Consider the following 26,675-nt stretch of genomic DNA (forward strand, 5'->3'; position numbering starts at 1 on the left):
GCCAATCTTAAGGTGGGGTCGTTACGGGAAATATGTCATGAAAAAAGAGCGCCTTGCTGCGGCAATTTTTATCACGGTGGTTTTCTTTGCAATATCTATTACGTTAGTTGCTCAAATAATAAGTACGAGAACGCATACGCTTAACGATCTTAATACCAATATCTCCAACTTAAGCCATACCCTGGATACCTATTCCGAGGGGATTATTCGCCAAAGTGAGATGTTGATAAAAAACATTTCTGACATAACCGAAATTTACGGTATGGACTCTGAGCAACAAGCTAATCTTAAACGGATATTATCAGAACAGGATCAGCTGCTTATACAGCTCAACAATATCGTGATTTATGATGCAAGAGGCGACAAAGTCATCTCCTTGCGAGATGGCTCTTCTGTCAACAGTAATGGTGCTGACCGATCTTTTTTTATCTACCATCGCAACAACCCGTCAAGAAACGTTTTTATTGGCCCGCCGGTAGTGAGCAGGACCAATGGGCAATGGGTATTAACCGTCAGCCGCAGGCTGGAAGATAGCGAGGGGCTATTTAATGGCGTTGCGGTATTGACGCTCAATATTGCCAATTTCCTGCAAACCTACGGCAAGCTCGATATAGGAAAAGAGGGTACCATTGCGTTAACAAGCGGCACGGGCACCTTATTAATTCGTTACCCTTTTGATGCGAAATTTATTGGCCGCGAACTTTCAGATTCGCCACTCTTTACGGTTTACCTGAAAAAGAGCAACGCAGGGATCGCAACGTCCGTTTCGCGCTTTGATAAAATTGAACGCATCTATTCCTTCCAGAAAAATAAACGCTATGGGTTAGTGACCACCGTGGCCGTCAGTATGGATGAAGCTATGGCTTCGTGGCGCCGTCAGGCGGAAATACTTGCCATTGTTATTCTCTTCCTTATGGGCTGCGTTGTATTTTCCAGTTTTTTCCTTATCAAAGAGGTTCGCCGCCGTATCCGCATCAATAAAGAGATCTCGGAGGCGAAAGCGTCTCTGGCGTCCGAGAACGCAGAGTTGCAAGTTATCGCCACGGAAGATGCGTTAACCGGGCTTGCGAATCGGCGCAAATTCGATGAGGCTTTAGTGGCCGAAGTAGCGAAATGTGCCAGTAACAAACAGCAGATTGCACTGCTATTAATTGATGTCGATTACTTTAAAAAATATAACGACAATTACGGGCATATCGCCGGTGACGGCTGTTTACAAGCTGTCGCTGAAAATTTGAAAAAGACCATTAACGAAACCCCTTATCTGGCTGCCAGATATGGTGGAGAAGAATTTGTGGTTATTCTGCCTGAAACGGATGCGGACTCCGCTAAGCATATTGCCAGTCAGATAGGCCTTAATATTAAGCTTGAGAATATTCCTCACCTGCAAAGCCCGCTTGGCGTCGTGAGTGTGAGTATTGGTGTTGCCGCCGGGTCTGCCGCCGCACTAAAGGGTAACGAAGCGACACTCATCGAATTCGCGGATGAGGCGCTTTACGCGGCGAAATCGTCAGGGCGCGACCGTGTTGTTATCTCACAACGTGAAATAACGTAAGGTGAGTACAATGTTGCCGCACTTGCCAACGTCGCCTGTTGAGCCCCCTTGAAATCCGCCACGGGTTCTGAGTTGGCATACCCGATGAATCCCCGTTTGCGATGAATTGTGTTCACCCGCCCAAAAAACCGCAAAAAAGTGTTTCGAATTCACATAAAGATGCTTTTCAGCTCTCGACGTATTGCGCCTGGCTGCCTATGATGCTTGGGTTTCGCTTTTTTTAATTATCCTGAGGACACAGGGGCAGGGGGAGAGAAATGCGCGCAGCGTTTTTAGTAGGATGTGCCGCTTTATTATTATCGGCATGCAGCAGTGAACCCGTTCAACAAGCGACCGCAGCACATGTTGCGCCAGGGCTTAAAGCCGCGATGTCAAGTGGTGGTCAGGCGAATTGCGCGATGATTGGTGGTTCGTTGTCAGTTGCCCGGCAACTCGATGGCTCAATGGTGGGAATGTGCGCTTTGCCAAATGGCAAACGCTGCAGTGAACAGTCGCTTGCCACCGGAAGCTGCGGCAGTTACTGAGCGTTCGCCGCGCGCGTGTAAATCAGGGTTTGCGTCGCCGTCGCCAGCGTCAGCTGGTTGTCAGTAAGATCAACCTGTGCCCCTTCGCTGAGCATCGCATTAATGGTGTGATCCAGTTCGTTACGCTGCTGGTCAGGGCAGAGCATCATGGTCATGCCCATCTGTTTGACGGTCAATTTGCCTTCAGAGAGTTTTCCCTGGCCCATAAAGCCGTTGCACATTTTGCCGGACACGCGCAGGTCTTTATCAAAACGGATTTCCGGCGCCGGGCCATTACCCTGCACGGCCTGACCGTTTACAGTGGTCAGCACAAAACGTTGGTCTGCCAGTTGCTGTGGCTTCAATGTGTCGGTGCGGGAACTCACGCAGCCAGAAAGCGCTACGCTCAACGCAACCAAAGTCATAATTTTCTTCATCTCGTCCTCTAAGGGGTTATCCATTACGTGGGGGATTCTAACAGGCTAAGCCTGGGCGTCATCGGGGTTTGTCCGAAAGGGTTCCCGTGCAGGCAGGGGAACCCCGGACAATCAGGCCAGCGCGTTCGGGCAGGTTTCGCCGTCGCGTAACTGGCGCAGGTTTTCCAGCGTTGTTTCGGAAATGCTAATCAACGCCTCGGCCGTCAGGAATGCCTGGTGGCCGGTAAACAGCACGTTGTGGCAGGCTGATAAGCGACGGAACACGTCGTCCTGAATAACATCGTTGGATTTATCTTCAAAGAACAGATCGCGTTCGTTTTCATACACATCCATTCCCAGCGCACCAATCTTTTGCGTTTTCAGCGCTTCTATGGCGGCTTGTGAATCCACTAATCCGCCACGGCTAGTATTGATGATCATCACGCCATCTTTCATCTGAGCAAAGGCGTCGCGGTTAAGCAGGTGGAAGTTTTCTGGCGTGAGCGGGCAGTGCAGGGAGATAACATCCGCCTGCGAAAACAGCGTCGGCAGATCAACATACTCCACACCAAGTTCCAGCGCCGCTGCGCTCGGATACGGGTCGAACGCCAGCAGACGCATGCCAAACCCTTTCAGAATACGCAGGGCGGCAACGCCAATTTTACCGGTGCCGATCACGCCCGCCGTTTTACCGTACATGGTAAAGCCGGTCAGCCCTTCCAGGGAAAAGTTAGCATCGCGGGTACGTTGATACGCGCGGTGAATGCGGCGGTTGAGTGTCATCATCATGCCAATCGCATGTTCCGCCACCGCTTCCGGTGAGTAGGCCGGAACACGCACGACCTGCAAACCCAGCTCTTTTGCTGCGTCGAGATCAACATTGTTGAACCCGGCACAGCGCAGGGCGATAAACTTCACGCCGAGCTTTTTCAGCTCTTCCAGCACCGGGCGGCTGCCATCGTCGTTAACAAAAATGCAGACCCCATCACAGCCATTCGCGGTTTTGGCAGTCTTTTCGGTTAACAGAAAGTCGAAAAATTCAAGATCATAGCCATATTTCTCGTTTACCTGCTGCAAATACTTTTTATCGTATTGCTTTGTGCTGTATATCGCGAGTTTCATAAGACTTTCTCCAATAGTTTTCTACCCACATTATCACGTTTTAAAATTATTATGTAAACGTTCAAATTTTATTGACAACCATGGGCGCGGTGAATGTATCCAGTTCAGTATATCCGCTGCTAGCGCAATTGTTTCAACGAGCCAATGGCGCCCCAGTTGATCGCCAGGGCGGTGAATACGCCGATAAGCCATGGAATTTTGGAATCGTGAAAGTAGTTAGCGCTGAGATAATCGCTGAAGGTAAAGCAGGTAAAAACGGTTGTGCCGATAAACCAGCCGCGAATTAAAGAGCCTTTGGTGAACATAAGCTGAATCCATAAATTAATGATATTAAAACACTATTCTCTGTAACTACTGAAAATGCAATCGCCAGACTATGATTAAAATGGCTCGCGCCTTCAAAGGGGCGGCCAAACATGCCACAATAACCACCAGAATCGGCTTAATCACATGCAAAATCAGGATATTAGCTACCCATGAAGGGTAAATACAAAGCCGCCATCGCACTGGTGTTACTGGTCATTCTGCTGCCGCTTACGCTGCTGCTGACGCTTGCGCAATGGGTGCCGACGCTGGCCGGGATCTGGTTGCCGGCGGGCACGCGTATCGCCATGGAAGAGAGCCCGCGCTTTACCCGACATGCGTTAAAAATCCCCGATCTGCGCTATCTGGCTGGTGATTGTCAACTGGCGTCATTACAGGACGCCGAACTGACACACCCCAGCCGCTGGCAGCTTCATATTGGCGCGCTGGATATTAACACCGCCTGCCTGAATAAACTGCCACAAAGTGAAACGGTTTCTGACGCGCCGCGCACGCTGGCCGAATGGCAAGCCATGCTCCCTTACAGCTGGCTGACGGTGGAGCGTTTTACCGTCTCGCCGTGGAAAACATGGACAGGCAAATTATCCGCGTCGTTGACACCGGATTTGCAGCAACTCACTTACTCCGGCGAGCGCGTTGAACTCAGCGCGCGCCTGCGCGGGCAGACGCTGACGATTAGCCGCATGGCGCTGCGTCTTGTCGATGGTCAGCCACCGTTTACGCTCGGTGGTGAATTTACCCTGCCGGACGTTCCAAATAGTGTTCCCGTTAACGGACATATGGAAAGCACCTTAACGCTGTCGCAGCACCCGGGCGTGGTGGATGTCGATCTCGACTGGCGTGATAACGAAGGGCAACTGGTGGTCATGGCGCGCGATCAGGGCGATCCGCTGCTCGATCTGCCGTGGCAACTTACTCCCGAACAATTGACCATCAGCGATGGACGCTGGAGCTGGCCCTATCAGGGCTTTCCGCTGAGCGGTCGTGTTGGCTTGAAAGTGGATAACTGGCAGCAGGGGCTGGAAAAGGCGCAGTTCAGTGGCCGGTTAAACGTGCTGACGCAGGGCGACGCCGGGAAAGGCAATGCGGTGCTGACCATTGGCCCCGGACGTCTTGGTATCGACAATAACGATATGCCGCTGCAGCTGACCGGCGAAGCAAAACAGGGCGATCTGGTGTTTTACGCGGTGCTTCCCGCCCATCTGAGCGGTAGTGTTGACGATCCGCACCTGGCCTTCACGCCAGGCGCGCTGCTGCGCTCGCGCGGGCGGGTGATTGATTCGTTAAATATAGATGAAGTGCGCTGGCCGCTGGCGGGTGTCAAACTCACTCAGCATGGTATTGACGGGCGTTTGCAGGCGATCCTTCGCGCGCATGAAAATGCGATGGGGGATTTCCGTCTGCATCTTGATGGCCAGGCGCAGGATTTTCTGCCCGATAACGGCCTGTGGCGCTGGCGCTACTGGGGCGACGGCAATTTCACGCCGATGAACGCACGCTGGGATGTTGCGGGGCGTGGCGAATGGAATGACAACACGATCACGCTTAACGATCTCTCGACCGGCTTTGACCAGTTGCAGTATGGCGCGATGCACATGGCTACGCCCCGGTTAGTGCTGGATGCACCAGTGAAGTGGGTGCGTGATGCGACAAACCCGCAATTCACCGGCGCACTGACGCTCGATGCCGGGCAAACCAGTTTCAGCGCGGGAAGCGTCTTACCGCCTTCGACATTGACATTCAGCGTTGAAGGCGACGATCCGACCATGTTTCAATTTAAGGGCGCGTTGCAGGCCGACACGATTGGCCCGGTGCAGGTTAATGGCCGCTGGGATGGCGAGCGTTTGCGTGGGCAGGCGTGGTGGCCGCGGCAGGCGCTCTCGGTATTCCAACCGCTTATTCCCCCTGACTGGAAAATGAAACTGCTGGATGGCGCACTGTATGCGCAGGTCGCCTTTTCCGCCGCAGCGGATCAAGGTTTTGAGGCGGGCGGTCACGGCGTGCTAAAGAGCGGCAGTGTCTGGACACCGGACAACCAAATTCGCGGCGTCGATTTTGTGCTGCCATTCCGCTACCGGGAAGGGCGCTGGCAGTTGGGCACCCGCAGGCCGGTTTCGCTGCGCATTGGTGAGATAACCAACCAGGTGACGGCGAAAAACGTCACCGCCGACTTGCAGGGCGCGTGGCCATGGAGTGAGGAAAATCCGCTCGTATTAAGCGATGTCAGCGTCGATGTGCTGGGCGGGAAAGTGACTATGCAGCAGTTACGTATGCCGCAGCACGATCCGGCGCTGCTGCGTCTGAAGCACATTTCCGCCAGCGAGTTGATAAGCGCAGTGAATCCGAAGCAGTTTGCGCTTTCCGGGCCGTTTGACGGCGCGCTGCCGCTGTGGCTGGATAACCCGCAATGGATCATTAAAGATGGCTGGCTGCATAACCCCGGGCCGATGACGCTGCGGATCGATAAAGATACCGCCGATGCGGTGGTGAAAGACAACATGGCGGCGGGCGCGGCAATTAACTGGCTGCGCTATATGGAAATTTCCCGCTCATGGACGAAGATCAATCTGGATAATTTGGGGCTGTTGACGCTGCAGGCCACCCTGCGCGGCACCAGTTTTGTCGATGGCAAAAGCAGTACCGTGAATTTGAACTATACCCATGAGGAGAATGTATTCACTTTATGGCGCAGTTTACGTTTTGGCGACAATTTGCAGTCATGGCTTGAGCAACACGCGGCGCTACCGCAAGCCCGCTGCGCGAAGGGCGAAGAGTGTGAGGATAAAAAATGAAAACCCTGAAAGCCGTGCCCGTATTGATGGCGATAATGCTGCTGGCCGCCTGCACGCCGCGCATTGAGGTAGCGGCGCCAAAAGAGCCGATCACCATCAATATGAATGTGAAGATTGAGCATGAAATTCACATCAAAGTGGATAAAGACGTGGAAACCCTGCTGAAAACCCGTAGCGACTTATTCTGAGGCGATGATGAAAAAACGTGTCATAAGCGCGCTGCTGGCCGTTGGCCTATTTAGCGCAACCGCTCAGGCGCTGACGCTCGATGAAGCCCGCACCCAGGGGCGCGTCGGTGAAACGCTCAATGGATATGTCGCGCCGATAAGCCAGGATAAAGAGACACTGGCGCTGGTGGAGCGCATTAACAAAGCGCGCACTGAGAGCTACCAGCAACTGGCCGATCGTAACAACATCGCGGTAGATGACGTGGCCAGGATGGCCGGTCAGAAACTGGTGGAGCGCGCGAAGCCCGGCGACTATGTGCAGGGCATCAACGGTAAATGGCTGAAGAAACCGTAAGCGGCGCGTTACCTTCCTGCGCAAGATGCTGGCGCAACCACGCCAGCGCCTCCTCGGCCCGGCGGGTTAATGGCCACTCGGCACGGTGAATCAGCCACAGAGTATCCACCACATGAACCGGATCGCTGTCGACCTGCAACAACGCCTGGCGAGGATAAGCCAGCCGCGCGTAGCGGGGGAGCACGGTAAACCCCAGCCCGCGCGCCACCGGTTCGGCAATCAACCCAATATGATTAATAAACCCGCTCACCGGCAACGTATGAATGCCCGGATTGCCGGGAAAGCGGCGGCTTAACAGACGTGTTGCCATCGCATTGCCATCCGGGTGGTTAATAAACCCGAGCGTGTGTAAATCCTGCCAGTTATTCAGCGAAAATCCAGCTGGCAGCAATAACTCCAGCGGTTCTTCGGTAAATTTATCTGCCATCAGACGGGTGTCATCCGGCTGCTGAGTCACCAGACCTAATTCAAAACGGTTCTCTACAATCGCCGTGATCACCATGTGATCGGGAGCAAAGCGATAGCGGATGCTTAACTCGGGGCGGGCTTGCTGCAAATTGAGCAATAACGGGTAGATACGCAGGCCAATACTGCCTGGGCTTATCACGCTTATCTCTCCACCGTGATGCGCTTTATCATCCAGCCGGTGCATCAGGCGTTTGTTGGCCTGCTCCAGTTCCAGGCAATATTCACGTAACGCAATACCCTGCGGGGTTAATTCCAGCGTGCGTTTGCCGCGTAACATCAGCGTACCGGTTTGCTGCTCCAGTTGGCGTATATGCTGGCTCACCGCCGCCTGTGTAATGCCAAGCCTGTCAGCGGCGCGTGTGAAAGATCCCGCCTGGATCAGCGCCGAAAAAGAGCGTAACAGATGCGGATTAAACATAATGAATATTTATAGAAATGATAAGTGATTGGCTATTTTCATTATAATTAGCCCGGTATAGGCTTGTCGACGCGTCTTAACCAACGACGCTGATTAACGTGGTGAATCCCCCTATGCGGCGGGGCGCTTTGGTCGGTTTCACATTGCTGCGCAGGCTATGGGATCAAACGTAGCCTACCGGGAGGCACCCGGCACCACGCCTCTTATGCTGTATTTCCAGGATCGATTATGGACAACCCGGGACTCTTATCGAGTGTACATTTGCTGTATCTGGCTTCGCATAACTTACGTCTGCTGATCGATGAGAAAGTAAAAGAGTACGAGCTTGGCTTTAATAGCTGGATGGTCCTTGTTTTCATCCGCAACGAGCCAGCCCTATTAACCCAGCGGGAAATCGCCGCGCGGCTGGGGCTAAAAGAGCCGAGCGTCGGCGAGCTTATTAAGCAATTAATGAAACGTAAATACCTGGCCAGAGCCGTGGATGTGCATGATCGTCGTAAATATGCCATCAAAATCACCGCGCCAGGAATGGCAACCTATGATGCCGTTCAGCAGGCGTTAATGCCGGTGCTGGGGGATGTGTTTAACGCTCTGGATTTATCACATTTGCAGAAGGCGCTTACCACCATTCTGTTGACTACCAAAGAGTACATTGCGGAAGGCGAATAGTCGGAAAAGCGGGAGAAAGCACCCTCCCACCAGGAGGTGAGAGGGGAAAATCTTAGGCAGCCACCAGGCTGTCGATAGCGGCTTTTGCGTCGGTCTGTGCTTTGGTCGCCACTTCCGGACCATAAGCAATGCCTTCTGCGAAGACAAAGTTCACATCGGTAATGCCGATAAAGCCGAGGAACAATTTCAGGTACGGTGCAACCAGATCGGACGGGGTATCTTTATGAATACCGCCACGGCTGGAAACCACGATGACACGTTTACCTTTCACCAGACCTTCCGGGCCTGCTTCGGTATAACGGAACGTTACGCCAGCACGTGCCACCAGGTCGAAGTAGTTTTTCAGCTGCGTCGGAATGTTGAAGTTGTACATCGGGGCGTTAATGACAATCACGTCATGCGCTTGCAGTTCCGCAATCAGTTCGTCGGAGAGCGATAATGCTTCCTGCTGACGCGGTGTCAGTGGGGCATCGCTCGGGCGCAGCGCGCCAACCAGTTCGCCATCCAGCACCGGGATCGGGTTAGCGGCCAGGTCACGCACGGTGATTTGATCCGCCGCGTGTTTTTCACGCCACTGTTCAACGAAATAATCGGCCAACTGACCAGACTGTGAGTACCCTGCCAGAATACTGGATTTAAGAACTAAAACTTTGCTCATTGGGTGTTTCCTTTATTGTATTTGCAATGGGTTGCCCCGTGACGTCATGACACTCTATTCACAAACTCTCTACATGAATAGCGCAATATATCGAATCCTATGTTCGAATTTCTTGAACAAGAAAAGGATTGCGGCGATGTGCTATCCTACTGCGATTGCGAACTTAAGATGTTTTCCGGCAGTGCTCTGCCCAATAACGCTATGACAGAACAACAGAAATTGACGATTACCGATCTCAGCGCGCAGCTCAACACCCTGATGCTACGCGACCAGCAGCGCTTCGCCCGCCGCCTGCATGGCAGCAAGAAAGTTAAAAATCCTGAATCTCAGCAAGCACTGCTGCAGACGTTGGCGCAAGAGATAAGCGAAGCCGCCGGAAAAGTGGCGCAGCGCGAAGCCGCGCGCCCGACCATTGATTACCCGGATAACCTGCCGGTCAGCCAGAAAAAGCAGGCTATCCTGGAAGCTATCCGCGATAACCAGGTGGTGATTGTGGCCGGTGAAACCGGCTCCGGTAAAACCACGCAATTACCGAAAATTTGCATGGAGCTGGGGCGCGGCATTAAAGGGCTGATTGGCCATACCCAGCCGCGTCGTCTGGCGGCGCGCACCGTCGCCAACCGTATTGCCGAAGAGCTGAAAACGGAGCCGGGCGGCTGCATCGGTTATAAGGTGCGTTTCAGCGATCATGTCAGCGATAACACCATGGTCAAGCTAATGACCGACGGTATTCTGCTGGCGGAAATTCAGCAGGATCGCTTGCTGATGCAATACGACACCATCATTATCGATGAGGCGCACGAACGCAGCCTGAACATCGATTTTCTGCTGGGTTATCTGCGTGAATTACTGCCGCGTCGCCCGGATCTGAAAATCATCATCACCTCCGCCACCATCGATCCGCAACGTTTCTCGCGCCATTTCAATAACGCGCCGATTATCGAAGTGTCCGGGCGCACTTACCCGGTGGAAGTGCGCTACCGGCCGATTGTCGAAGAAGCGGATGACACGGAACGCGACCAGTTACAGGCGATTTTTGATGCGGTGGACGAGCTTGGGCGCGAAAATGCAGGCGATATTCTGATCTTCATGAGCGGCGAACGGGAAATCCGCGACACCGCCGATGCCCTGAGCAAGCGCGATCTGCGCCACACGGAGATCCTGCCGCTATATGCGCGTTTATCAAACAGTGAACAGAACCGCGTATTCCAGCCACACAGCGGGCGGCGCATCGTGCTGGCGACCAACGTGGCGGAAACGTCGCTGACCGTACCGGGCATCAAATATGTCATTGATCCGGGTACCGCGCGCATCAGCCGCTACAGCTATCGCACCAAAGTGCAACGCCTGCCGATTGAACCGGTTTCTCAGGCTTCCGCGAACCAGCGTAAAGGGCGCTGCGGGCGCGTGTCGGAAGGGATCTGTATTCGTCTCTATTCAGAAGACGATTTCCTGTCACGCCCGGAATTTACCGATCCGGAAATTCTGCGCACCAACCTGGCGTCGGTCATTTTGCAAATGACGGCGTTGGGGCTTGGTGATATTGCCGCCTTCCCGTTTGTTGAAGCGCCGGATAAACGCAATATTCAGGACGGTGTGCGCCTGCTGGAAGAGTTGGGCGCGATCACCACCGACGAACAGCAGACGGCGTATAAACTGACGCCGCTCGGCCGCCAGCTATCGCAACTGCCGGTCGATCCACGCTTAGCGCGTATGGTGCTGGAAGCGCAAAAACATGGCTGTGTGCGTGAAGCAATGATCATTACTTCGGCGCTGTCGATTCAGGATCCGCGCGAACGACCGCTGGATAAAAAGCAGGCTTCAGACGAGAAGCATCAGCGCTTCCATGATAAAGAGTCCGACTTCCTCGCGTTTGTGAACCTGTGGAACTACCTGGGCGAGCAGCAAAAAGCGCTCTCGTCAAACCAGTTCCGCCGTCAGTGCCGGGTCGATTACCTGAACTATCTGCGCGTGCGCGAATGGCAGGATATCTACACCCAACTGCGCCAGGTGGTGAAAGAGTTAGGGATCCCGGTCAACAGCGAGCCTGCGGAATACCGCGAAATTCACATCGCGCTGTTAACCGGTTTGCTGTCGCACATTGGTATGAAAGATGCCGACAAACAGGAATTTACCGGCGCACGTAACGCCCGTTTTGCCATCTTCCCCGGCTCGGGGTTATTCAAAAAACCGCCGAAATGGACCATGGTGGCAGAACTGGTGGAAACCAGCCGTTTGTGGGGGCGCATCGCCGCACGCATAGATCCGGAGTGGGTTGAACCGGTAGCGCAGCACCTGATTAAGCGTTCATACAGTGAACCGCACTGGGAGCGAGCGCAGGGTGCGGTAATGGCAACGGAAAAAGTGACTGTTTATGGCCTGCCGATCGTGGCGGCGCGCAAAGTGAACTACAGCCAGATCGACCCGACGCTTTGTCGTGAACTCTTTATTCGCCACGCGCTGGTCGAGGGTGACTGGCAAACCCGGCATGCTTTCTTTCGCGACAACCTGAAACTGCGCGCGGAAGTGGAAGAACTGGAACATAAATCCCGCCGCCGCGACATTCTGGTGGACGATGAAACACTGTTTGAGTTTTATGACCAGCGCATCAGCCACGAGGTGATTTCCGCCCGCCATTTCGATAGCTGGTGGAAAAAGGCCAGCCGTGAAGCCCCTGATCTGCTCAACTTCGAAAAGAGCATGCTGATCAAAGAGGGCGCTGAAGGGGTGAGTAAACTCGATTACCCCAACTTCTGGCATCAGGGCAACCTGAAGCTGCGCCTGAGTTACCAGTTTGAACCGGGCGCGGATGCCGATGGCGTCACGGTACATATTCCGCTGCCGTTATTAAACCAGGTTGAAGAGAGCGGGTTTGAGTGGCAAATTCCCGGCCTGCGTCGCGAACTGGTGATTGCGCTGATTAAATCGCTGCCGAAACCAACGCGGCGCAACTTTGTTCCTGCGCCAAACTACGCCGAAGCGTTTCTTGGGCGCGTCACGCCGCTGGAACTGCCGTTGCTGGATGCGCTGGAGCGTGAACTGCGCCGGATGACCGGCGTTACCGTCGACCGCGACGACTGGCACTGGGATCAGGTGCCCGATCACCTGAAAATCAGCTTCCGCGTGGTGGATGACAAAAATAAAAAGCTGCTCGAAGGTCGCTCGTTGAGCGAACTGAAAGAGCGCCTGAAAGGCAAAGTGCAGGAAACTCTTTCTGCGGTTGCTGATGACGGTATCGAGCAGCGCGGTTTGCATATCTGGAGCTTTGGTCAGCTTCCGGAAAGCTACGAGCAAAAACGCGGTAATTATAAGGTTAAAGCCTGGCCTGCGCTGGTCGATGAACGTGACAGTGTCGCGATCAAGCTGTTCGATAACCCGCTGGAGCAGCAACAGGCGATGTGGCGTGGTATCCGCCGCCTGCTGTTGCTGAATATTCCGTCGCCCATTAAATATCTGCACGAAAAATTGCCGAACAAAGCCAAACTGGGTCTCTATTTCAACCCGTACGGCAAAATGCTGGAGTTGATCGATGACTGCATCTCCTGCGGCGTAGATAAACTTATCGACGAGGCAGGCGGCCCGGTGTGGAGCGAAGAGGGCTTCGCTGCGCTGCATGAGAAAGTGCGTGCGGAGCTGAACGAAACGGTAGTGGAGATCGCCAAACAGGTCGAACAGATCCTGACGGCGGTGTTCAATATCAACAAGCGACTGAAAGGGCGCGTTGATATGACCATGGCGCTTGGGCTGTCGGACATCAAAGCGCAGATGAACGGTCTGGTGTATCGCGGGTTTGTTACCGGCAACGGTTTCCGCCGTCTGGGTGACACGTTGCGTTACCTGCAAGCCATCGAGAAGCGGCTGGAGAAACTGGCTGTCGATCCGCACCGCGACCGCGCGCAGATGCTGAAAGTGGAGCAGACGCAGCAAGCCTGGCAGCAGTGGCTGAATAAACTGCCGCCGGCACGCCGGGAAGATGAGGATGTAAAAGCGATCCGCTGGATGATCGAAGAGCTGCGCGTCAGCTACTTTGCCCAGCAGCTGGGGACACCATATCCCATCTCCGATAAGCGCATCCTGCAGGCAATGGAGCAGATTAGCGCCTGATGGCAGGTGTTAGCCCGGGTACCGGGCTAACACCATCACTTCAGCCATCGCCGGATAAGCGAGTTCGCCATCCGGCAATGATTTGCACCGTAACCTTACGCATTCACCCAGGCAAGCGTAAAACCATCCCAGCCTTTGACGCCGACCGTTTGCATGGCGGTGGCCGTCAGGCGCGGATCGGCACCAATCATCTCAATGAATTTCCGCACACCCTGCACGCTGGCATCGGTGGTGGTAGGGTTAGTCACTTCACCGTCACGCACTACGTTATCGCCAATAATCAGTGTGCCAGGCCGGGCATAGTGCATTGCCCATTTCAGGTAGTTCGGGTTATTGGGTTTGTCGGCATCGATAAAAATAAGATCGAAGGGCGGGTGGTCGCCCAGGTTTTCCAGCGTTTGCAGCGCCGGGCCTTCGGCGACGGTGACCAGATGCGCCACCCCGGCAAGCTGCAGGTTTTCGCGCGCTATCGCCGCGTGTAGCGGATCGGCTTCCAGCGTCAGCAGTTCGCCGCCGGAGGGGAGCTCGCGCGCCATCCACACCGTGCTGTAACCACCCAGCGTGCCGATTTCAAGGATGCGCTTCGCTCGTGTCATGCGCACAAACAATGCCAGTAATTGCCCCTGAGTAGGTGAAACATCAATCGCCGGAAGCCCTGCACGCTGGTTATTTGCCAGCACCTGCGTCAGGATCTCATCTTTTGGAATCAATTGTTTTTCTAAGTATTCATCAACCGCTGACCACTTCTGCTGCATAGCATTACTCCTGGTTTATTAGAAACTTAATTCAGCCCGGACCAGCCACCTCCCAGTGCACGATAGAGATCCACCTGCGCCAGTAACAGATTGTTTTTGACCTGTACCGCGCTGAGCTGAGTGGAAAACAACGTGCGCTGGGCGTCCAGCACGTCCAGATAAGAGGAATAACCGTTGTGATAACGGTTTTGCGCAATGCGTAACGTCTCCTGCGCGACATCGACTTGCCCGGCAAGCTCGGTGAGTTGCTCGCCCAGACGGGTGATGGCATCAAGACTATCGTTCACCTCTTTGAACGCGTTGCGCACAGTTTTTTCATAGGTGTAAAGCGCCTGATTACGCTGCGACATGGAGACATCGACCTGCGCATTCAGTGCCTGACGGTTGAGCAGCGGGGCGAGAATGCTGCCGCCAATGCTCCATAACCGCAGCGGATTATCCAGCAAGCCGGGCAGCGTATCGTCCTGCATGCTGCCGGTTGCCGTCAGGTTAATCGACGGCAGTAATTTCGCCTGTGATGAAACCAGAGTGGCATCGGCGGCAATCAACTGGCGCTGCGCCTGCGCAATGTCCGGTCGCCGGTTAAGCAAACTCGACGGTAACTGCGAGGGCACTTTCAGCGGCGTTAACGTTGCAAATTCACCACGATTAACCGCGCCCGGATTATTACCCAGCAGCACACTCAATGCATTTTCCTGCTGGCTTATCTGATGTTGCAGCACCGGGATCTGCGCGCGCGTGCTGCGTAACTCGGAATCCGACTGCATCAACTCCAGTCGTGAAGTATAGCCGGTCTCATACTGGCGGCGGGCAAGTTTGAGCGCGTCTTCCCGCGCTGCCAGCGTGGATTGCGTGACCTGTAGCTGTGCATCCAGCGACAGCAGCGTGAGATAACCGGAAGCGACATTCGTCGCCACTGTCAAATCGGCCGCCGCTGCTGCGGCTTTCTGCGCCTCCAGCGAGGCGTCTGCCGCGCGAGACGCGCTGCGGCTGGCGCCCCAGATATCGACGTTATAACTGGCCGTCAGATTGCCCTTGTACAAGGTGCTGTAAATGGGTAAACCCGTCGCGGCCGATTGGGAACGCGCACGGGTGCCGGAAATCCCCGCGTCCAGCTCAGGGAACAGGGCGCTGTCGGCGGCGTAAACCCGCGCCTGATATTCATTGACCCGCTCGCGGGCAATCAGTACGTCGCTGTTGTGGCGTAGTGCCTGGTCGACATAGCGGTTTAGCTGGCTGTCGTGAAAGTTGCGCCACCAGACGCTATCCGTTTTGCTGACCGGACCCGCCTCGCTGCGCCAGGCCGCCGGGATCTGCAGTGACGGTTGGGCTTGTTGAACATCGACGGACTGGCAAGCGGCAAGGGTGAGACTCAATGCGACAACGGTGAGACGCCGCTTCATTGCTCTGCCTCCCGCGTATCAATATGTACCTGCACCGACATTCCAGGACGCAGCCTTGCCAGCTCGTCGGGTTTCGCCTCCACCTGGATACGCACCGGAATGCGCTGGGCGATTTTGACAAAGTTACCGGTGGCGTTATCCGGGCTGATAGCGCTAAATTCCACGCCAGTAGCCGGTGAGATACTCTCCACGCGCCCGTGGTAGCTGCGCCCGTCAAGCGCATCAACAGTAAAGCGCACTGGCTGTCCGACAACCACATTTGCCAGTTGCGTCTCTTTCAGGTTGGCGATCACCCAGCGTTGCGACGGCACCAGCGAGGTCAGGTGCGTTCCGGCGGTGACATACGCGCCAAGGCGCACGCTGATTTGCCCCAGTTGCCCGTCGCGAGGGGCGACGATACGGGTGTTTTGCAGATCGATTTGCGCCAGTTCAAGCGCGGCTTTGGCGTTTTCCACATCTGCCTGTAACGACCCGCGATTAACGATAGTGGTTTGCAGATCCTGACGCGACATTTCAAGCGTCGCTTGTGCCTGGGCGATACTGGCGGTGTTCTGCGCGGCGGTGGCGAGTGCGGCGTCGCGTTCGCGGATGGAGAGCGAGCCGTCTGCGGTCAGCGCTTTAACGCGTTTTAAATCCGCCTGCGATTTCAGATCCTGCGCTTTCGCGCTGGCGAGCGCGGCTTCGTTGCGGGCAATGACAGCCTGCGCACTTTTTCGCTGCTGGAGGTTGTTATCCAGCGCTGCCAGCTTCATCGCCAGCGTGGCTTTCGCCTGGTCGACGCGCTGGCGGTAGATTCGATCATCGATCTGCATAATCAGATCGCCTTTTTTCACGACCGCGAAATCCTGTACTGGCACTTCAGTGATATAGCCGTTCACCTGCGGGCTGATAAATGTCGTCTGGCCGCGCACATAGGCGTTATCGGTAAACTGGGTATGGCGCGTAAACGGCGGCAACTGCCAGGCGTAAAGAATAACGAGTACGCCCACCAGGCCAATCGCGGCGGCGGAAAAAAGAGAAACCACACGTAAATTGCTGCGGGTGTTGGCCCGCTCTTTGGCGGCATCTTGCTGGCTCATAGACACTCCAGTAACATTATTATTTGCTCCCAGTGGCCCGCTTCAACACAAGGCGGGCAGTAATGCGCAGGCGCAACAAGCGCCATAAAATCCAAATCAGCGTGGCGGCGGCAATGCTGGCCGTCAGCAGATACGTATCGTTGTAAGCCAGAATATTCGCTTCCAGCGTCGACACCGTTTGCAGTTGCGTCGCCGCTTGTGTACTGAGCAGCGAACTGTCGCCAATCATGCTTTGATACATCTGGCTGTAATACTGCAAACGCTCATTAACCAGCGGGTTTAAGGTGGTGAGTTGGTCCGCCAGCAGGCTAGAGTGGTATTTCTCCCGCCAGGTCTGGAACGTGCCGAGGATCGCCGAACCCAGCAGCCCGCCGATATTCTGGCTCATGCCAAACAGCACCGAGAAACTGACCAGGTTGCGCGGCTCCGCCACCACGCCGCCAATCCCTGCCAGCATTGCCGGTGCGATAAAAAACGCGCTGGCAAACCCGAGTAAAAACTGGCTTAACATCAACTGATTGGGCCGCGTCAAACTGGTCGACTGGCTATCGAGCAGCGAGGCGATAATCATCAACGCCAGCGAGGTGACAATCGGCCATGCCAGCCGCTGAGGTTTAATTGTCAGGCAACTGGCGGTAATACCGCAGATGATACCTGCCAGGATCGACCACGCCAGGCTGGTCATTTGCTCGTTTTGCAGGCCGACATATTGCAGCCAGCCAAACACGCCGGTGTTCTGCTCGGCGAGCACAATGCGGATCAGCAGCATAATCAGCCCAAGACGCACAATACTGCCGCTGGAGAGCCAGCGGGTGTTGAGCAGCGGGTTACTACGGTTGTGTTCAAAGGCTATAGCCGAGACGATCAGCACCACGGCGCCAGCCAGTGACCAGCCGATCCACGGCGCTTCGAACCACCAGTCCAGTCGACCCAGCGACAGCACCGCGCACAGCAGCGCCATACCGGGCGCGAGCAGAAAGAAGGTGATGAAATCTTTCTTTTCAAACACTTTTTTGCGATCGCCTGGCGGCAATTTTAAGGCGATCACGCAGCCAAGCGAGAGCAGAGCCAGCCCCAGTTCAAACAGATACAGCCCGCGCCATTCATCCAGTTGCAGCAGCTCGGTAGAAAAAAGGCGGGCAATCGGAATGGCCAGCGTTGAACCAGTAATACCAATGGTCAATGCTTTTAAACGATGTTTCGCCGGCCAGGCCTGGATTTGATAATAAATACCGAGCGAACTGAGTGCCGCCGCCACCATGCCGTGGGCGGCGCGGACAAACAGGGCAGAACTGAGATCGTTGATAAACAGGTGGAAGAACGTCACCAGTACATACAGCACCAGAAACCCTTCGGTAAACGCACGCAGGCCGTATTGCTGGCGAAACTTTACCAGCAGCAGATTAATCGACACATTGGTCATCACATACACCGCAGGCAGCCAGGCGATTTCCGTCGACCAGGCGGCAAACGTGCCTTGCAGATTTTGTAGATTCGCTGTCACCATCGCGTTGCCGAGTGCGCCAGTCATGCAAACCAGCAGGCCAACGACACCATAGGCGATACGGCGAGGGGTACTGTGATAGGGGGTGGAAGGCGAACCCAGCAGCATCGGTTTTTCATGCGGCTGCCATTCGCGTGGGCTATAGGGATCGCTTTTCGGCAAACGCATTACATTTTCCTGACCGGGGCTAAGGGTGATCGTTCGCGACGGTGAGTTGTGCGCGCATCAAAGTGTCGGAAACAGCAGTTATCCATATAAAAACAAAGGTTGTTAATGTAAATGGTTAGCGGGCTAACGATTCTACTTGTGCCGTCAAAGGCAATGCAAGCGCATAAGAAAAATATAGGTTACTGACGTTAAGTGATCTGCTTTATTGATAAAAATAAACAACCAAAGGTGACAATGTCACAATGAGTGCACTAACCATTACGCTTACCGAGTCAACCGATCCCGCGTGCCTGCAACTTCAGGACGCGCTTTCTGATTACCTACAACACCTCACTGGCAGCAGTGGCAGAGCCTCGTTTGACGCCTCAACCTTAGGTGAGCGCGGCTTCTTTTTGCTGGCACAAGAAAACGCGGTGGCGGTGGGTTGCGCTGCGGTTCGTGAATTGTCCGCCGGGATCGGCGAAATCAAGCGCATGTATGCATGTCCCGGCACGCGCGGCGTAGGCGCGCAGTTGCTCGGCGCGCTGGAGCAACATGCACGCGAACGCGGATTTCAGGCGCTGTGGCTGGAGACGCGCAAAATCAACCAGCGTGCCGTTGACTTCTATCAGCGCAACGGCTTTCGGATCCGTGAAAACTACGGCAACTATATTGGCCGGCTTGAAGCGGTATGTTTCGAAAAAGCGTTATGACCGGAACGTGGTGAAGATGCACGGCTTTGTTAGCGTTGCGAATGTGCGGAACATAACATGTGCCATTTATGCCCACGTAACGCCGGGTCAGAGAGGCTGTCTTATCGCGAGAGTTAAATGGCTGCAAATACAGCGGCAACCCGCACATCGCGGGTTATTGCACATGTTTCAAAAATGGTTACAGAAACTTACCTGAACCGCTGCGAACAGGATTCGGAGTGATCCCCTGTTCTGCGGGTGTTGACGCGGTAGGCTGTAAGTTAAAGCGAAGGAGGTTCTATGCTGATGACGACTTTTCCTGCCGTAGCAGATCGCACGCTGGCGGCGGCAAATACGCTGGGTGCATGGCTGGCGCAAAATGATTTTGTCGGTAAACCCACGCCCGTGCGGGCTGATGTGGTCATTCTCGCGGGTAATGCTGTCATTCCAACCATCGATGCCGCCTGCGCGCTGGCGGCGGCGCAGCAAACACCGCTTCTGATAAGCGGTGGCGTCGGGCACTCCACCACCTTTCTTTATTCCGCTATTGCACGGCATCCACGCTATAACGTCGTGCGTACCACCGGGCGCGGCGAAGCGGCGATCCTGGCCGATATTGCGCGCCTGTTCTGGCAGATTGATGCGAAACAGATCCTAATTGAGGATAAATCCACTAACTGCGGCGAAAACGCCAGGTTCAGCATTGATGTGCTGATGTCGCAGGGGGTAAAACCGAAAACTGTGATGGTGGTGCAGGATCCCACCATGCAGCGCCGCACAATGGCGACGTTTGCCCGCATCAGTCAGCAGTGTCACGATGCGCCGCACTGGCTGAGCTGGCCCGGTTTTATTCCCCAATTAACTAACACGGCAGAAGGTCTCGCATTCCAGCCGCAGCAGCGAGGCTTATGGTCGGTTGAGCGTTATTTATCGTTGCTGCTGGGGGAAGTGCCGCGCCTGCGCGATGATGTTAATGGCTACGGGCCAAACGGCCGTGATTTTATCGTTCACGTTGATTTTCCAGAGGAAGTCGACGTTGCCTGGCAGGTTTTAATGGCAGATAAAACCCTTACTGCTGCGCTCGGCAGCCGCGCGTTGTAACCTTAATGCCCGTTTGCGCAGACGCTGCCGCAAACGGGCATTTCCTCCGCTGTCCTTGTCACTGTTTTGTTGCTTTTTCGCGCCTCTTTTATGCGTTCTCTCACAAAAGCTGCCCCTGGCTATGGGAATAATGCCGCGCGCAGATAGATTTTTAACAATGAATTCACTTGTTAAAAACAATGTTATTACAGGAGCGAGGCATGACAGCACCGGTACAGCACCCTATGTTTATCGATGGTCAATTCGTGAGCTGGCAAGGCGATACGTGGTTGGATGTCATCAACCCGGCAACCGAAGCTATCCTGGCGCGTATCCCCGATGGTACAGCCGAAGATGCGCGAAAGGCCATTGACGCCGCCGAACGGGCGCAGCCAGGCTGGGAAGCGCTGCCCGCTATTGAGCGCGCGGGCTGGTTACGCAAAATCGCGGCGGGTATTCGTGAAAAAGCGTCTGAGATTAGCGCGCAGATTGTCGCCGAAGGGGGAAAGATCCAGCAACTGGCGGAGGTGGAAGTCTCTTTTACCGCTGATTACATCGACTATATGGCCGAGTGGGCGCGGCGCTATGAGGGCGAAATTCTGCAAAGTGACCGTCCGGGCGAGAATATCTTCGTGTTTAAACGTCCGCTGGGTGTGACTACCGGCATTTTGCCGTGGAATTTCCCGTTCTTTCTGATTGCCCGCAAAATGGCGCCTGCGCTGATTACCGGCAACACCATCGTGATTAAACCGAGCGAGTTTACACCAAACAACGCGATCGCCTTCGCAAAAATTGTCCATGATATCGGCTTACCAAAAGGGGTCTTTAACCTGGTGCTAGGGCGCGGGGAAACCGTCGGACAGGAGCTGGCGAGGAATCCGAAAGTGGCGATGGTCAGCATGACCGGCAGCGTTGGCGCGGGTGAGACAATCATGGCGGCAGCGGCGAAAAATATCACCAAAGTGTGCCTGGAACTGGGCGGCAAAGCGCCAGCGATTGTCTTTGACGATGCGGATCTTGAGCTGGCCGTGAAAGCGATTGTTGATTCCCGCGTCATCAACACCGGGCAGGTGTGTAACTGCGCCGAACGCGTGTATGTACAAAAAGGGATTTATGACCGTTTTGTCAATCGACTTGGCGAAGCCATGAAGGACGTGCAGTTTGGCGATCCGGCGCAGCGCAACGATATAGCGATGGGGCCGCTTATCAATGCGGCGGCACTGCAACGCGTTGAAGAGAAGGTCGAGCGCGCCGTGTCTGAAGGCGCACGTGTGGTGCTGGGCGGCAAAGCGGTCACCGGCAAAGGCTATTTTTACCCGCCAACATTGCTGCTCGATGTGCGCCAGGAGATGGCGATCATGCATGAAGAGACGTTTGGGCCGGTGCTACCGGTGGTTGCGTTCGACACGCTGGAAGAGGCGCTGGCGATGGCCAACGACAGCGATTATGGCCTGACGTCGTCGGTGTATACCCGCGATCTGACGACAGCAATGAAAGCCGTGCGGGGGCTGAAGTTTGGCGAAACCTATATTAACCGCGAGAATTTCGAAGCGATGCAGGGGTTTCATGCGGGCTGGCGCAAATCGGGTATCGGTGGGGCGGATGGACGCCACGGTCTGAATGAGTACCTGCAAACGCAAATGGTCTATCTGCAGTCCTGATATACGTGGCCCCCGCGTTTGGCAGGGGCGCGTTTCATACTTTGGTTGCTATCCACGCCATCATCAGTTCCGGCCATATTGCTGCGGGTAAACCCAGCGCATCGCGAATGCCAAAGCCGTGCTTCCCCTGTTCAAACAGGTGCATCTCAACCGGCACGCCGAGGCGGCGCAGGGCAGTGAACATGACCACGCTGTTTTCCACTTTCACTGCCGGGTCATCAACCGCATGCAACAGAAAGGTCGGCGGCGTGTTTTCATCGGCCATTTGCTCTGCGGAGTAGCGGCGGATCTGTTCGTCGCTCGGTGTATCACCAATCAGTTGCTGGCGCGACATCGGGTGGTCAATCTCCTGGTGCATGGTAATAACCGGATAGACCAGCGCCATAAACGCCGGGCGAGCACTTTGATTATCCATCTCATCAACAGGGCGATAAACGTTCTCGTTATAGCGCGTGCCGAGGCTGGCCGCGGCGTGACCGCCGGCGGAAAAACCCATAATGCCAATACGTTCAGGATCGAGTCGCCATTCCTGCGCACGGGCGCGAATAACGCGTATCGCACGTTGTACATCTGCCAGCGGCGCGTTCGCGCCTTCCTCATGCCCATCGCCCGGCAGGCGATAAGTCATGACAAACAGGGTGTAACCTTTGGCGTTAAAGCAGGGTGCCAGCGCGCTGCCTTCTTTATCCAGCACCACACGGCGATAAGAGCCGCCAGGCGTGACCAGAATACCGACACCGTTCGGGTTTTGTGGCGCGTAAACGGTAATGTGCGGTGCGCGCACGCCGGTGACGGAGCGGTCAAAAAGCGAGGGGCCGGTATGACACTCTTCAAGTTGAAACTGCACCGGGCTTACCGCAGCACCAGGGGCTTCGCCGGTCGGCCAGACGGGGAACGTCATGGCGTGTTGTACTGCCACGTTCATCAGGGTGAGTAAATCTTCCGGGCTGATATTTCTCATGTGTTGCCTGGTTTGAATACGCCGGGTCATTCCCCGGCGTGGATGGTGAGATTACAGTGCGCGATATTTTTCGAGCACGCGAACCAGTTGAGTGACAAAACCGTATTCGTTGTCATACCAGGAGACGGTTTTGACCAGTTGTAGATCGCCAGCTTCGGTGATCTCGGTTTGGGTGGCGTCAAAGACGGAACCGAAATGGCTGCCGATAACATCAGAAGAGACGATCTCATCGTCGGTATAGCCGAAAGATTCATTATTTTCGGTGGCTTTTTTCAGTGCCTGATGAATTTCATCGACCGTCACTTTCTTCTCTAATATTGAAACCAGCTCAGTAACGGAGCCGGTTTTCACCGGTACGCGCTGCGCGTGGCCTTTCAGCTTGCCGCTCAATGCCGGGATCACCAGACCAATGGCTTTCGCCGCCCCCGTGGTGTGCGGAATGATGTTTTCTGCGGCGGCACGCGAGGCGCGCAGATCTTTACCGCGCGGACCATCGACCAGCGCCTGCGTACCGGTGTAGGCGTGAATGGTGGTCATGGTGCCGACTTTGATGCCGAAATTATCCTGCAATGCTTTGGCCATCGGCGCGAGACAGTTGGTGGTGCAGGACGCCACCGAAATAATGGTGTCCTGCGCATTAATCGTGTCGTCGTTAACGTTGTAGACGATCGTTTTCATCTCGCCTGCGGGGGCGGAAATAAGCACTTTTTTGGCCCCGGCATCAATGTGTGCCTGCGATTTTTCGCTCGAGGTATAAAAACCGGTACACTCAACAATGATCTCCGCACCGGCGCTGCGCCACGGAATATTTTTTGCCTCTTTCTCCGCATATACCGTAATGGTTTTGCCGTTAACGATCAGCGCGTCTTCGGTAAAATCCACGCTCCAGCCGAACGGACCGTAGTTAGAATCATGCTTTAACAAATAGGCCAGCACTTTGGGTGAGGTCAGATCGTTGATCGCTACCACCTCCGCGCCGCTGTTGGTTTCCAGCAGGCGACGTAGCACCAGGCGACCAATGCGCCCAAATCCATTAATGCCAATTTTGCTCATAGATCTCTCCATCAGAATGTAATCAATCACTGTTTTGCACTTATTTAGTGATAACCTGGCGGGCGTTATAGGGCAAATGAATCACATACAGGCTGCGGTAAGTGACTGAAAAATGATAAGGAAAAGTTAATGAATTTTTAAGGAAAGCCCGGTATGTTGAACGCCGGTTCGTTCGTTTTGGGGTTCCTTATGCGTAGCAAATATTCCGGATTACAAATCGCCATTCATTGGCTGGTATTCCTGCTGGTTATTGGCGCTTATTGCGCCATGGAACTACGCGGATTCTTCCCGCGCAGCTATCGTCCGTATTTCAATCTGGTACACGTTTCATGCGGCATTTCGATTCTGGTGCTGATGGTGGCGCGTCTGCTGGTGCGGCTAAAAAGCCCGACGCCACCGATTATGCCGAAACCGTCCGCGATGATGACCGGGCTGGCGCATCTTGGGCATCTGGTCATTTACCTGCTGTTTATCGCCTTGCCGATCCTTGGCCTGCTGATGATGTATAACCGCGGTGGTCCGTGGATTGCTTTCGGTATTACGATGCCGTACGCCGCAGAAGCGAATTATGATTTGGTGGATACACTCAAAGAGTTCCACGAACTGTTGGCTAACGTCGGTTACTTTGTCATTGCGTTACATGCCGGTGCGGCGCTGGCGCATCACTACATTTTTAAAGACAACACGCTGCTGCGTATGATGCCAAAAAAACGCGGCTAACTGTTCCTCGTTACCTGGCCCCGCATCCTGCGGGGCTTTTTCATTTCTGCGCGTCTAAAATGTGATCCTGTCGGGCTTTCCACATTGAAAAGCAGGGTGGAAATCACATTTTACGCCATCCGTGCTGTGCGCAATTCGTACAAGCAGTGTAGATAGTATATCTATTATAGAAACAATATCGGGCGGAGGGGATATGACACAGCCAGTACAGGAGTCTCTTGATCGGATGGCAACACAAGAACACACTGCCGGATCGCGCAAATTACGCAAAGTGCTGCTCGCCACCGGCATCGGTCACTTTGTCGAATGGTTTGACTTTGGCCTGTATGGCACGCTCGCTGCCATTATCGGCCTGCAATTTTTTCAGGCGGGTGATCCCAGCGTCGCACTGCTTTCATCGTTCGCGGTATTTGGCGCGGGCTTTATTATGCGCCCCCTTGGTGGGTTGTTTTTCGGTTCGCTGGGCGACAGAAAAGGGCGACAAAAAGTGCTGGCAACGGTGATCCTGCTCACCTCCGGCGCTACCTTCGTGATGGGCCTGCTGCCGACTTATCATCAGATTGGTATTACCGCGACGGTGCTGCTGGTGATAACGCGCCTGATTCAGGGTTTTGCCGCCGGGGGGGAAAGCTCGGGCGCGACAACCTACCTTGCTGAATATGCCCCCACGGAGCGCCGCGGCTATTTTACCTGCTGGATCGATAACTTTGGTTTTATGGCTTTTGTTGTAGGTTCCGGGCTGGTGTTTCTGCTGACGGCAACGCTCGGTGAAAGCACAATGAGCGACTGGGGCTGGCGCATTCCCTTTTTGATCGCCGGGCCGCTGGGCTGGGTCGGGCTGTATTTACGAAAACATCTGGAAGATTCGCCAGAATTTCTCGACGCCATGAAGAACGGGCAAACCGAATCCGCGCCGCTGCGTAAAGCGGTTACCACGGCGTGGGGCGCATTGCTGTTCTGTGTCGGTTTTGTGGTGATCAAAGCGGTCGGGCACTGGACGCTGCAAACTTTTATGCCGAGCTATCTCTCCACCGAGTTGCACTTTTCAAAACTTAACGCTTACGCCATCACCACGATTGGGCTCTTTTCCGTGGCGGTGTTGGTACCGTTTATGGGCTATCTGTCGGATAAATATGGTCGTAAACCGTTAATGTTGGCCGGGTGCGCCGGATTTATTCTGCTGAGTTACCCGGCCATGATGGTGATGGCGAATGGCGATGTGCTCTCTGCTGTGCTGGCGATGGTGATGCTGGGGGCGTTTATCGCCGCGTTTGATGGCGCGTGTACCGCCGCAATGGCAGAGCTTTTTCCCACCAGTGTGCGTTATGGTGGTTTGTCTATCGCCTATAACTTTGCCGTCGCCTTCTTTGGTGGCATCACTCCGTGGTTCTCCGCCTGGCTCATTACCAGCACTGGCGATAAATTTTCGCCGGCCTTCTATGTGATGGGCGCTGCGCTCATCACCTTCCTGACAGTGCTGCGCGCCCGTGAAACCGCAGGGCAACCGCTAAAACGCTGACATCTTGCCCGGAGGATCCCTCCGGGCTATTAGGTAAATCTGAAACAGGGCATTGCGCGTAGCTGTTATGGAGCAGGGTACACCTGCTGCGCGTAATGCGCCGAGAATTTCCTTTCGCTTTTATCAATAGGGGAATATTTATTTGCCCGGTCAGAGAATAAATATCAACGTGATATTAACCTAGGAAATCATTTTTATTCCATAGGGACAAAGTTCGAATAAACACGTCTGCTGCTTTTCACAATTCCGTAATGAAACGTTATCATTACCGGGGCAATGACAACTCGTTTTTAAAGTCCGCCAGATAGCAGGGAAAAAGGGCATGGTATGAATAACGCGAAAGTCCTGTAGTTTTCCGTCAATGGATATGCGTGTGCCATCAGTATGTAAGTAATTGTTTGGTCGCAAAAAATAGTTGCCGCGATACCAAACAATAACCGATAGATGCTCACTATTCCTGGCGACGGCAAACGCTGTACCGGTCGTTGGGGAAAGTAGCATATCCATAATATCCCAGCGCATAAATTCTCCTTGCTAATAGCATAATGCT

23 protein-coding genes are annotated in these 26,675 nt (G+C 54.5%); 12 read left to right on the plus strand and 11 right to left on the minus strand.

Annotation, left to right across the window (positions count from 1 at the left end):
• Nucleotides 1-37 precede the first annotated feature (37 nt).
• Complete coding sequence (locus C813_RS33960; RefSeq protein WP_017457235.1) at nt 38-1,555, plus strand: sensor domain-containing diguanylate cyclase; 1,518 nt, start codon at nt 38-40, stop codon at nt 1,553-1,555.
• Nucleotides 1,556-1,812: 257 nt separating this feature from the next.
• Nucleotides 1,813-2,079 (plus strand): putative hemolysin, encoded by a 267-nt coding sequence (locus C813_RS46390; RefSeq protein WP_017457236.1) that lies wholly within the window; start codon nt 1,813-1,815, stop codon nt 2,077-2,079.
• On the opposite strand, the gene hslJ is transcribed toward C813_RS46390, so the two are convergent.
• From hslJ to C813_RS33975, 3 genes are all read right to left on the minus strand, one after another.
• Complete coding sequence (gene hslJ / locus C813_RS33965; protein WP_025263608.1) at nt 2,073-2,495, minus strand: heat shock protein HslJ; 423 nt, start codon at nt 2,493-2,495, stop codon at nt 2,073-2,075. The genes C813_RS46390 and hslJ overlap by 7 nt on opposite strands.
• 111 nt (nt 2,496-2,606) lie before the next feature.
• Nucleotides 2,607-3,596: a 2-hydroxyacid dehydrogenase gene (locus tag C813_RS33970; protein WP_017457238.1), complete on the minus strand. Its 990-nt coding sequence runs from the start codon at nt 3,594-3,596 to the stop codon at nt 2,607-2,609.
• 119 nt (nt 3,597-3,715) lie between these two features.
• Nucleotides 3,716-3,901: a hypothetical protein gene (locus tag C813_RS33975; protein ID WP_017457239.1), complete on the minus strand. Its 186-nt coding sequence runs from the start codon at nt 3,899-3,901 to the stop codon at nt 3,716-3,718.
• A 171-nt stretch (nt 3,902-4,072) separates the two neighbouring features.
• Between C813_RS33975 and C813_RS33980 the strand changes: the two genes are divergently transcribed.
• The 3 genes from C813_RS33980 to C813_RS33990 are packed head-to-tail and all read left to right on the plus strand — an operon-like array spanning nt 4,073 to nt 7,234.
• Nucleotides 4,073-6,712, plus strand: coding sequence for a YdbH family protein (locus tag C813_RS33980; RefSeq protein WP_017457240.1), 2,640 nt, complete (start codon nt 4,073-4,075; stop codon nt 6,710-6,712).
• Complete coding sequence (locus tag C813_RS33985; protein WP_017457241.1) at nt 6,709-6,900, plus strand: YnbE family lipoprotein; 192 nt, start codon at nt 6,709-6,711, stop codon at nt 6,898-6,900. Before C813_RS33980 ends, C813_RS33985 begins: the two co-directional genes overlap by 4 nt.
• Nucleotides 6,901-6,907: 7 nt before the next feature.
• Nucleotides 6,908-7,234 (plus strand): YdbL family protein, encoded by a 327-nt coding sequence (locus C813_RS33990; RefSeq protein ID WP_017457242.1) that lies wholly within the window; start codon nt 6,908-6,910, stop codon nt 7,232-7,234.
• Here the strand turns inward: C813_RS33990 and C813_RS33995 are convergent.
• Entirely contained in the window at nt 7,206-8,120 is a 915-nt protein-coding gene (locus C813_RS33995; RefSeq protein WP_017457243.1) for a LysR family transcriptional regulator, read from the minus strand. The genes C813_RS33990 and C813_RS33995 overlap by 29 nt on opposite strands.
• A 228-nt stretch (nt 8,121-8,348) precedes the next feature.
• Here C813_RS33995 and C813_RS34000 point away from each other — a divergent pair, with 228 nt between their 5' ends.
• A complete protein-coding gene (locus tag C813_RS34000) occupies nt 8,349-8,789 on the plus strand; it encodes a MarR family winged helix-turn-helix transcriptional regulator (protein ID WP_017457244.1) in 441 nt (146 codons plus the stop codon).
• A 52-nt stretch (nt 8,790-8,841) separates the two neighbouring features.
• Here the strand turns inward: C813_RS34000 and azoR are convergent, their stop codons facing one another.
• On the minus strand, nt 8,842-9,447 hold the full coding sequence (gene azoR / locus C813_RS34005) for an FMN-dependent NADH-azoreductase (protein ID WP_017457245.1): 606 nt from the start codon (nt 9,445-9,447) through the stop codon (nt 8,842-8,844).
• A 201-nt stretch (nt 9,448-9,648) separates the two neighbouring features.
• Between azoR and hrpA the strand changes: the two genes are divergently transcribed.
• Nucleotides 9,649-13,551: an ATP-dependent RNA helicase HrpA gene (gene hrpA, locus C813_RS34010; RefSeq protein ID WP_040016527.1), complete on the plus strand. Its 3,903-nt coding sequence runs from the start codon at nt 9,649-9,651 to the stop codon at nt 13,549-13,551.
• Nucleotides 13,552-13,646: 95 nt separating this feature from the next.
• Here the strand turns inward: hrpA and C813_RS34015 are convergent, their stop codons facing one another.
• Genes C813_RS34015 through C813_RS34030 form a run of 4 tightly spaced genes read right to left on the minus strand, consistent with a single transcriptional unit; the run spans nt 13,647 to nt 18,460 of the window.
• The gene (locus C813_RS34015; RefSeq protein ID WP_017457247.1) at nt 13,647-14,306 is read right to left on the minus strand and encodes an O-methyltransferase; all 660 of its coding nucleotides are present in this window, start codon (nt 14,304-14,306) and stop codon (nt 13,647-13,649) included.
• A gap of 26 nt (nt 14,307-14,332) precedes the next feature.
• Nucleotides 14,333-15,709, minus strand: coding sequence for an efflux transporter outer membrane subunit (locus C813_RS34020; RefSeq protein WP_017457248.1), 1,377 nt, complete (start codon nt 15,707-15,709; stop codon nt 14,333-14,335).
• Complete coding sequence (locus tag C813_RS34025) at nt 15,706-16,788, minus strand: HlyD family secretion protein (protein WP_017457249.1); 1,083 nt, start codon at nt 16,786-16,788, stop codon at nt 15,706-15,708. Before C813_RS34025 ends, C813_RS34020 begins: the two co-directional genes overlap by 4 nt.
• A gap of 19 nt (nt 16,789-16,807) precedes the next feature.
• The gene (locus C813_RS34030) at nt 16,808-18,460 is read right to left on the minus strand and encodes an MFS transporter (protein ID WP_017457250.1); all 1,653 of its coding nucleotides are present in this window, start codon (nt 18,458-18,460) and stop codon (nt 16,808-16,810) included.
• A gap of 242 nt (nt 18,461-18,702) precedes the next feature.
• On the opposite strand from C813_RS34030, the gene C813_RS34035 reads away from it, so the two are divergent.
• The 3 genes from C813_RS34035 to aldA all read left to right on the plus strand — a co-directional run bounded on the left by C813_RS34035 (nt 18,703) and on the right by aldA (nt 21,872).
• The gene (locus tag C813_RS34035; protein WP_017457251.1) at nt 18,703-19,152 is read left to right on the plus strand and encodes a GNAT family N-acetyltransferase; all 450 of its coding nucleotides are present in this window, start codon (nt 18,703-18,705) and stop codon (nt 19,150-19,152) included.
• A 279-nt stretch (nt 19,153-19,431) separates the two neighbouring features.
• Complete coding sequence (locus C813_RS34040; protein WP_017457252.1) at nt 19,432-20,232, plus strand: YdcF family protein; 801 nt, start codon at nt 19,432-19,434, stop codon at nt 20,230-20,232.
• Between the two features lie 200 nt (nt 20,233-20,432).
• The gene (gene aldA / locus C813_RS34045) at nt 20,433-21,872 is read left to right on the plus strand and encodes an aldehyde dehydrogenase (RefSeq protein WP_017457253.1); all 1,440 of its coding nucleotides are present in this window, start codon (nt 20,433-20,435) and stop codon (nt 21,870-21,872) included.
• Nucleotides 21,873-21,906: 34 nt separating this feature from the next.
• Here the strand turns inward: aldA and C813_RS34050 are convergent, their stop codons facing one another.
• Nucleotides 21,907-22,833 carry an alpha/beta hydrolase gene (locus tag C813_RS34050; protein ID WP_017457254.1) on the minus strand — a complete coding sequence of 309 codons (927 nt, stop codon included), beginning with the start codon at nt 22,831-22,833 and terminating at the stop codon, nt 21,907-21,909.
• A gap of 51 nt (nt 22,834-22,884) precedes the next feature.
• Nucleotides 22,885-23,886 (minus strand): type I glyceraldehyde-3-phosphate dehydrogenase, encoded by a 1,002-nt coding sequence (gene gap, locus C813_RS34055; protein ID WP_017457255.1) that lies wholly within the window; start codon nt 23,884-23,886, stop codon nt 22,885-22,887.
• Nucleotides 23,887-24,075: 189 nt separating this feature from the next.
• Here gap and cybB point away from each other — a divergent pair, with 189 nt between their 5' ends.
• Both cybB and C813_RS34065 read left to right on the plus strand, forming a co-directional pair.
• Nucleotides 24,076-24,606 (plus strand): cytochrome b561, encoded by a 531-nt coding sequence (cybB, locus tag C813_RS34060; protein ID WP_025263609.1) that lies wholly within the window; start codon nt 24,076-24,078, stop codon nt 24,604-24,606.
• A gap of 193 nt (nt 24,607-24,799) precedes the next feature.
• Nucleotides 24,800-26,125: an MFS transporter gene (locus C813_RS34065; protein ID WP_407656247.1), complete on the plus strand. Its 1,326-nt coding sequence runs from the start codon at nt 24,800-24,802 to the stop codon at nt 26,123-26,125.
• Nucleotides 26,126-26,675 lie beyond the last annotated feature (550 nt).

It is taken from the genome of Kosakonia sacchari SP1, assembly GCF_000300455.3.
GTDB classification, from domain to species: domain Bacteria; phylum Pseudomonadota; class Gammaproteobacteria; order Enterobacterales; family Enterobacteriaceae; genus Kosakonia; species Kosakonia sacchari.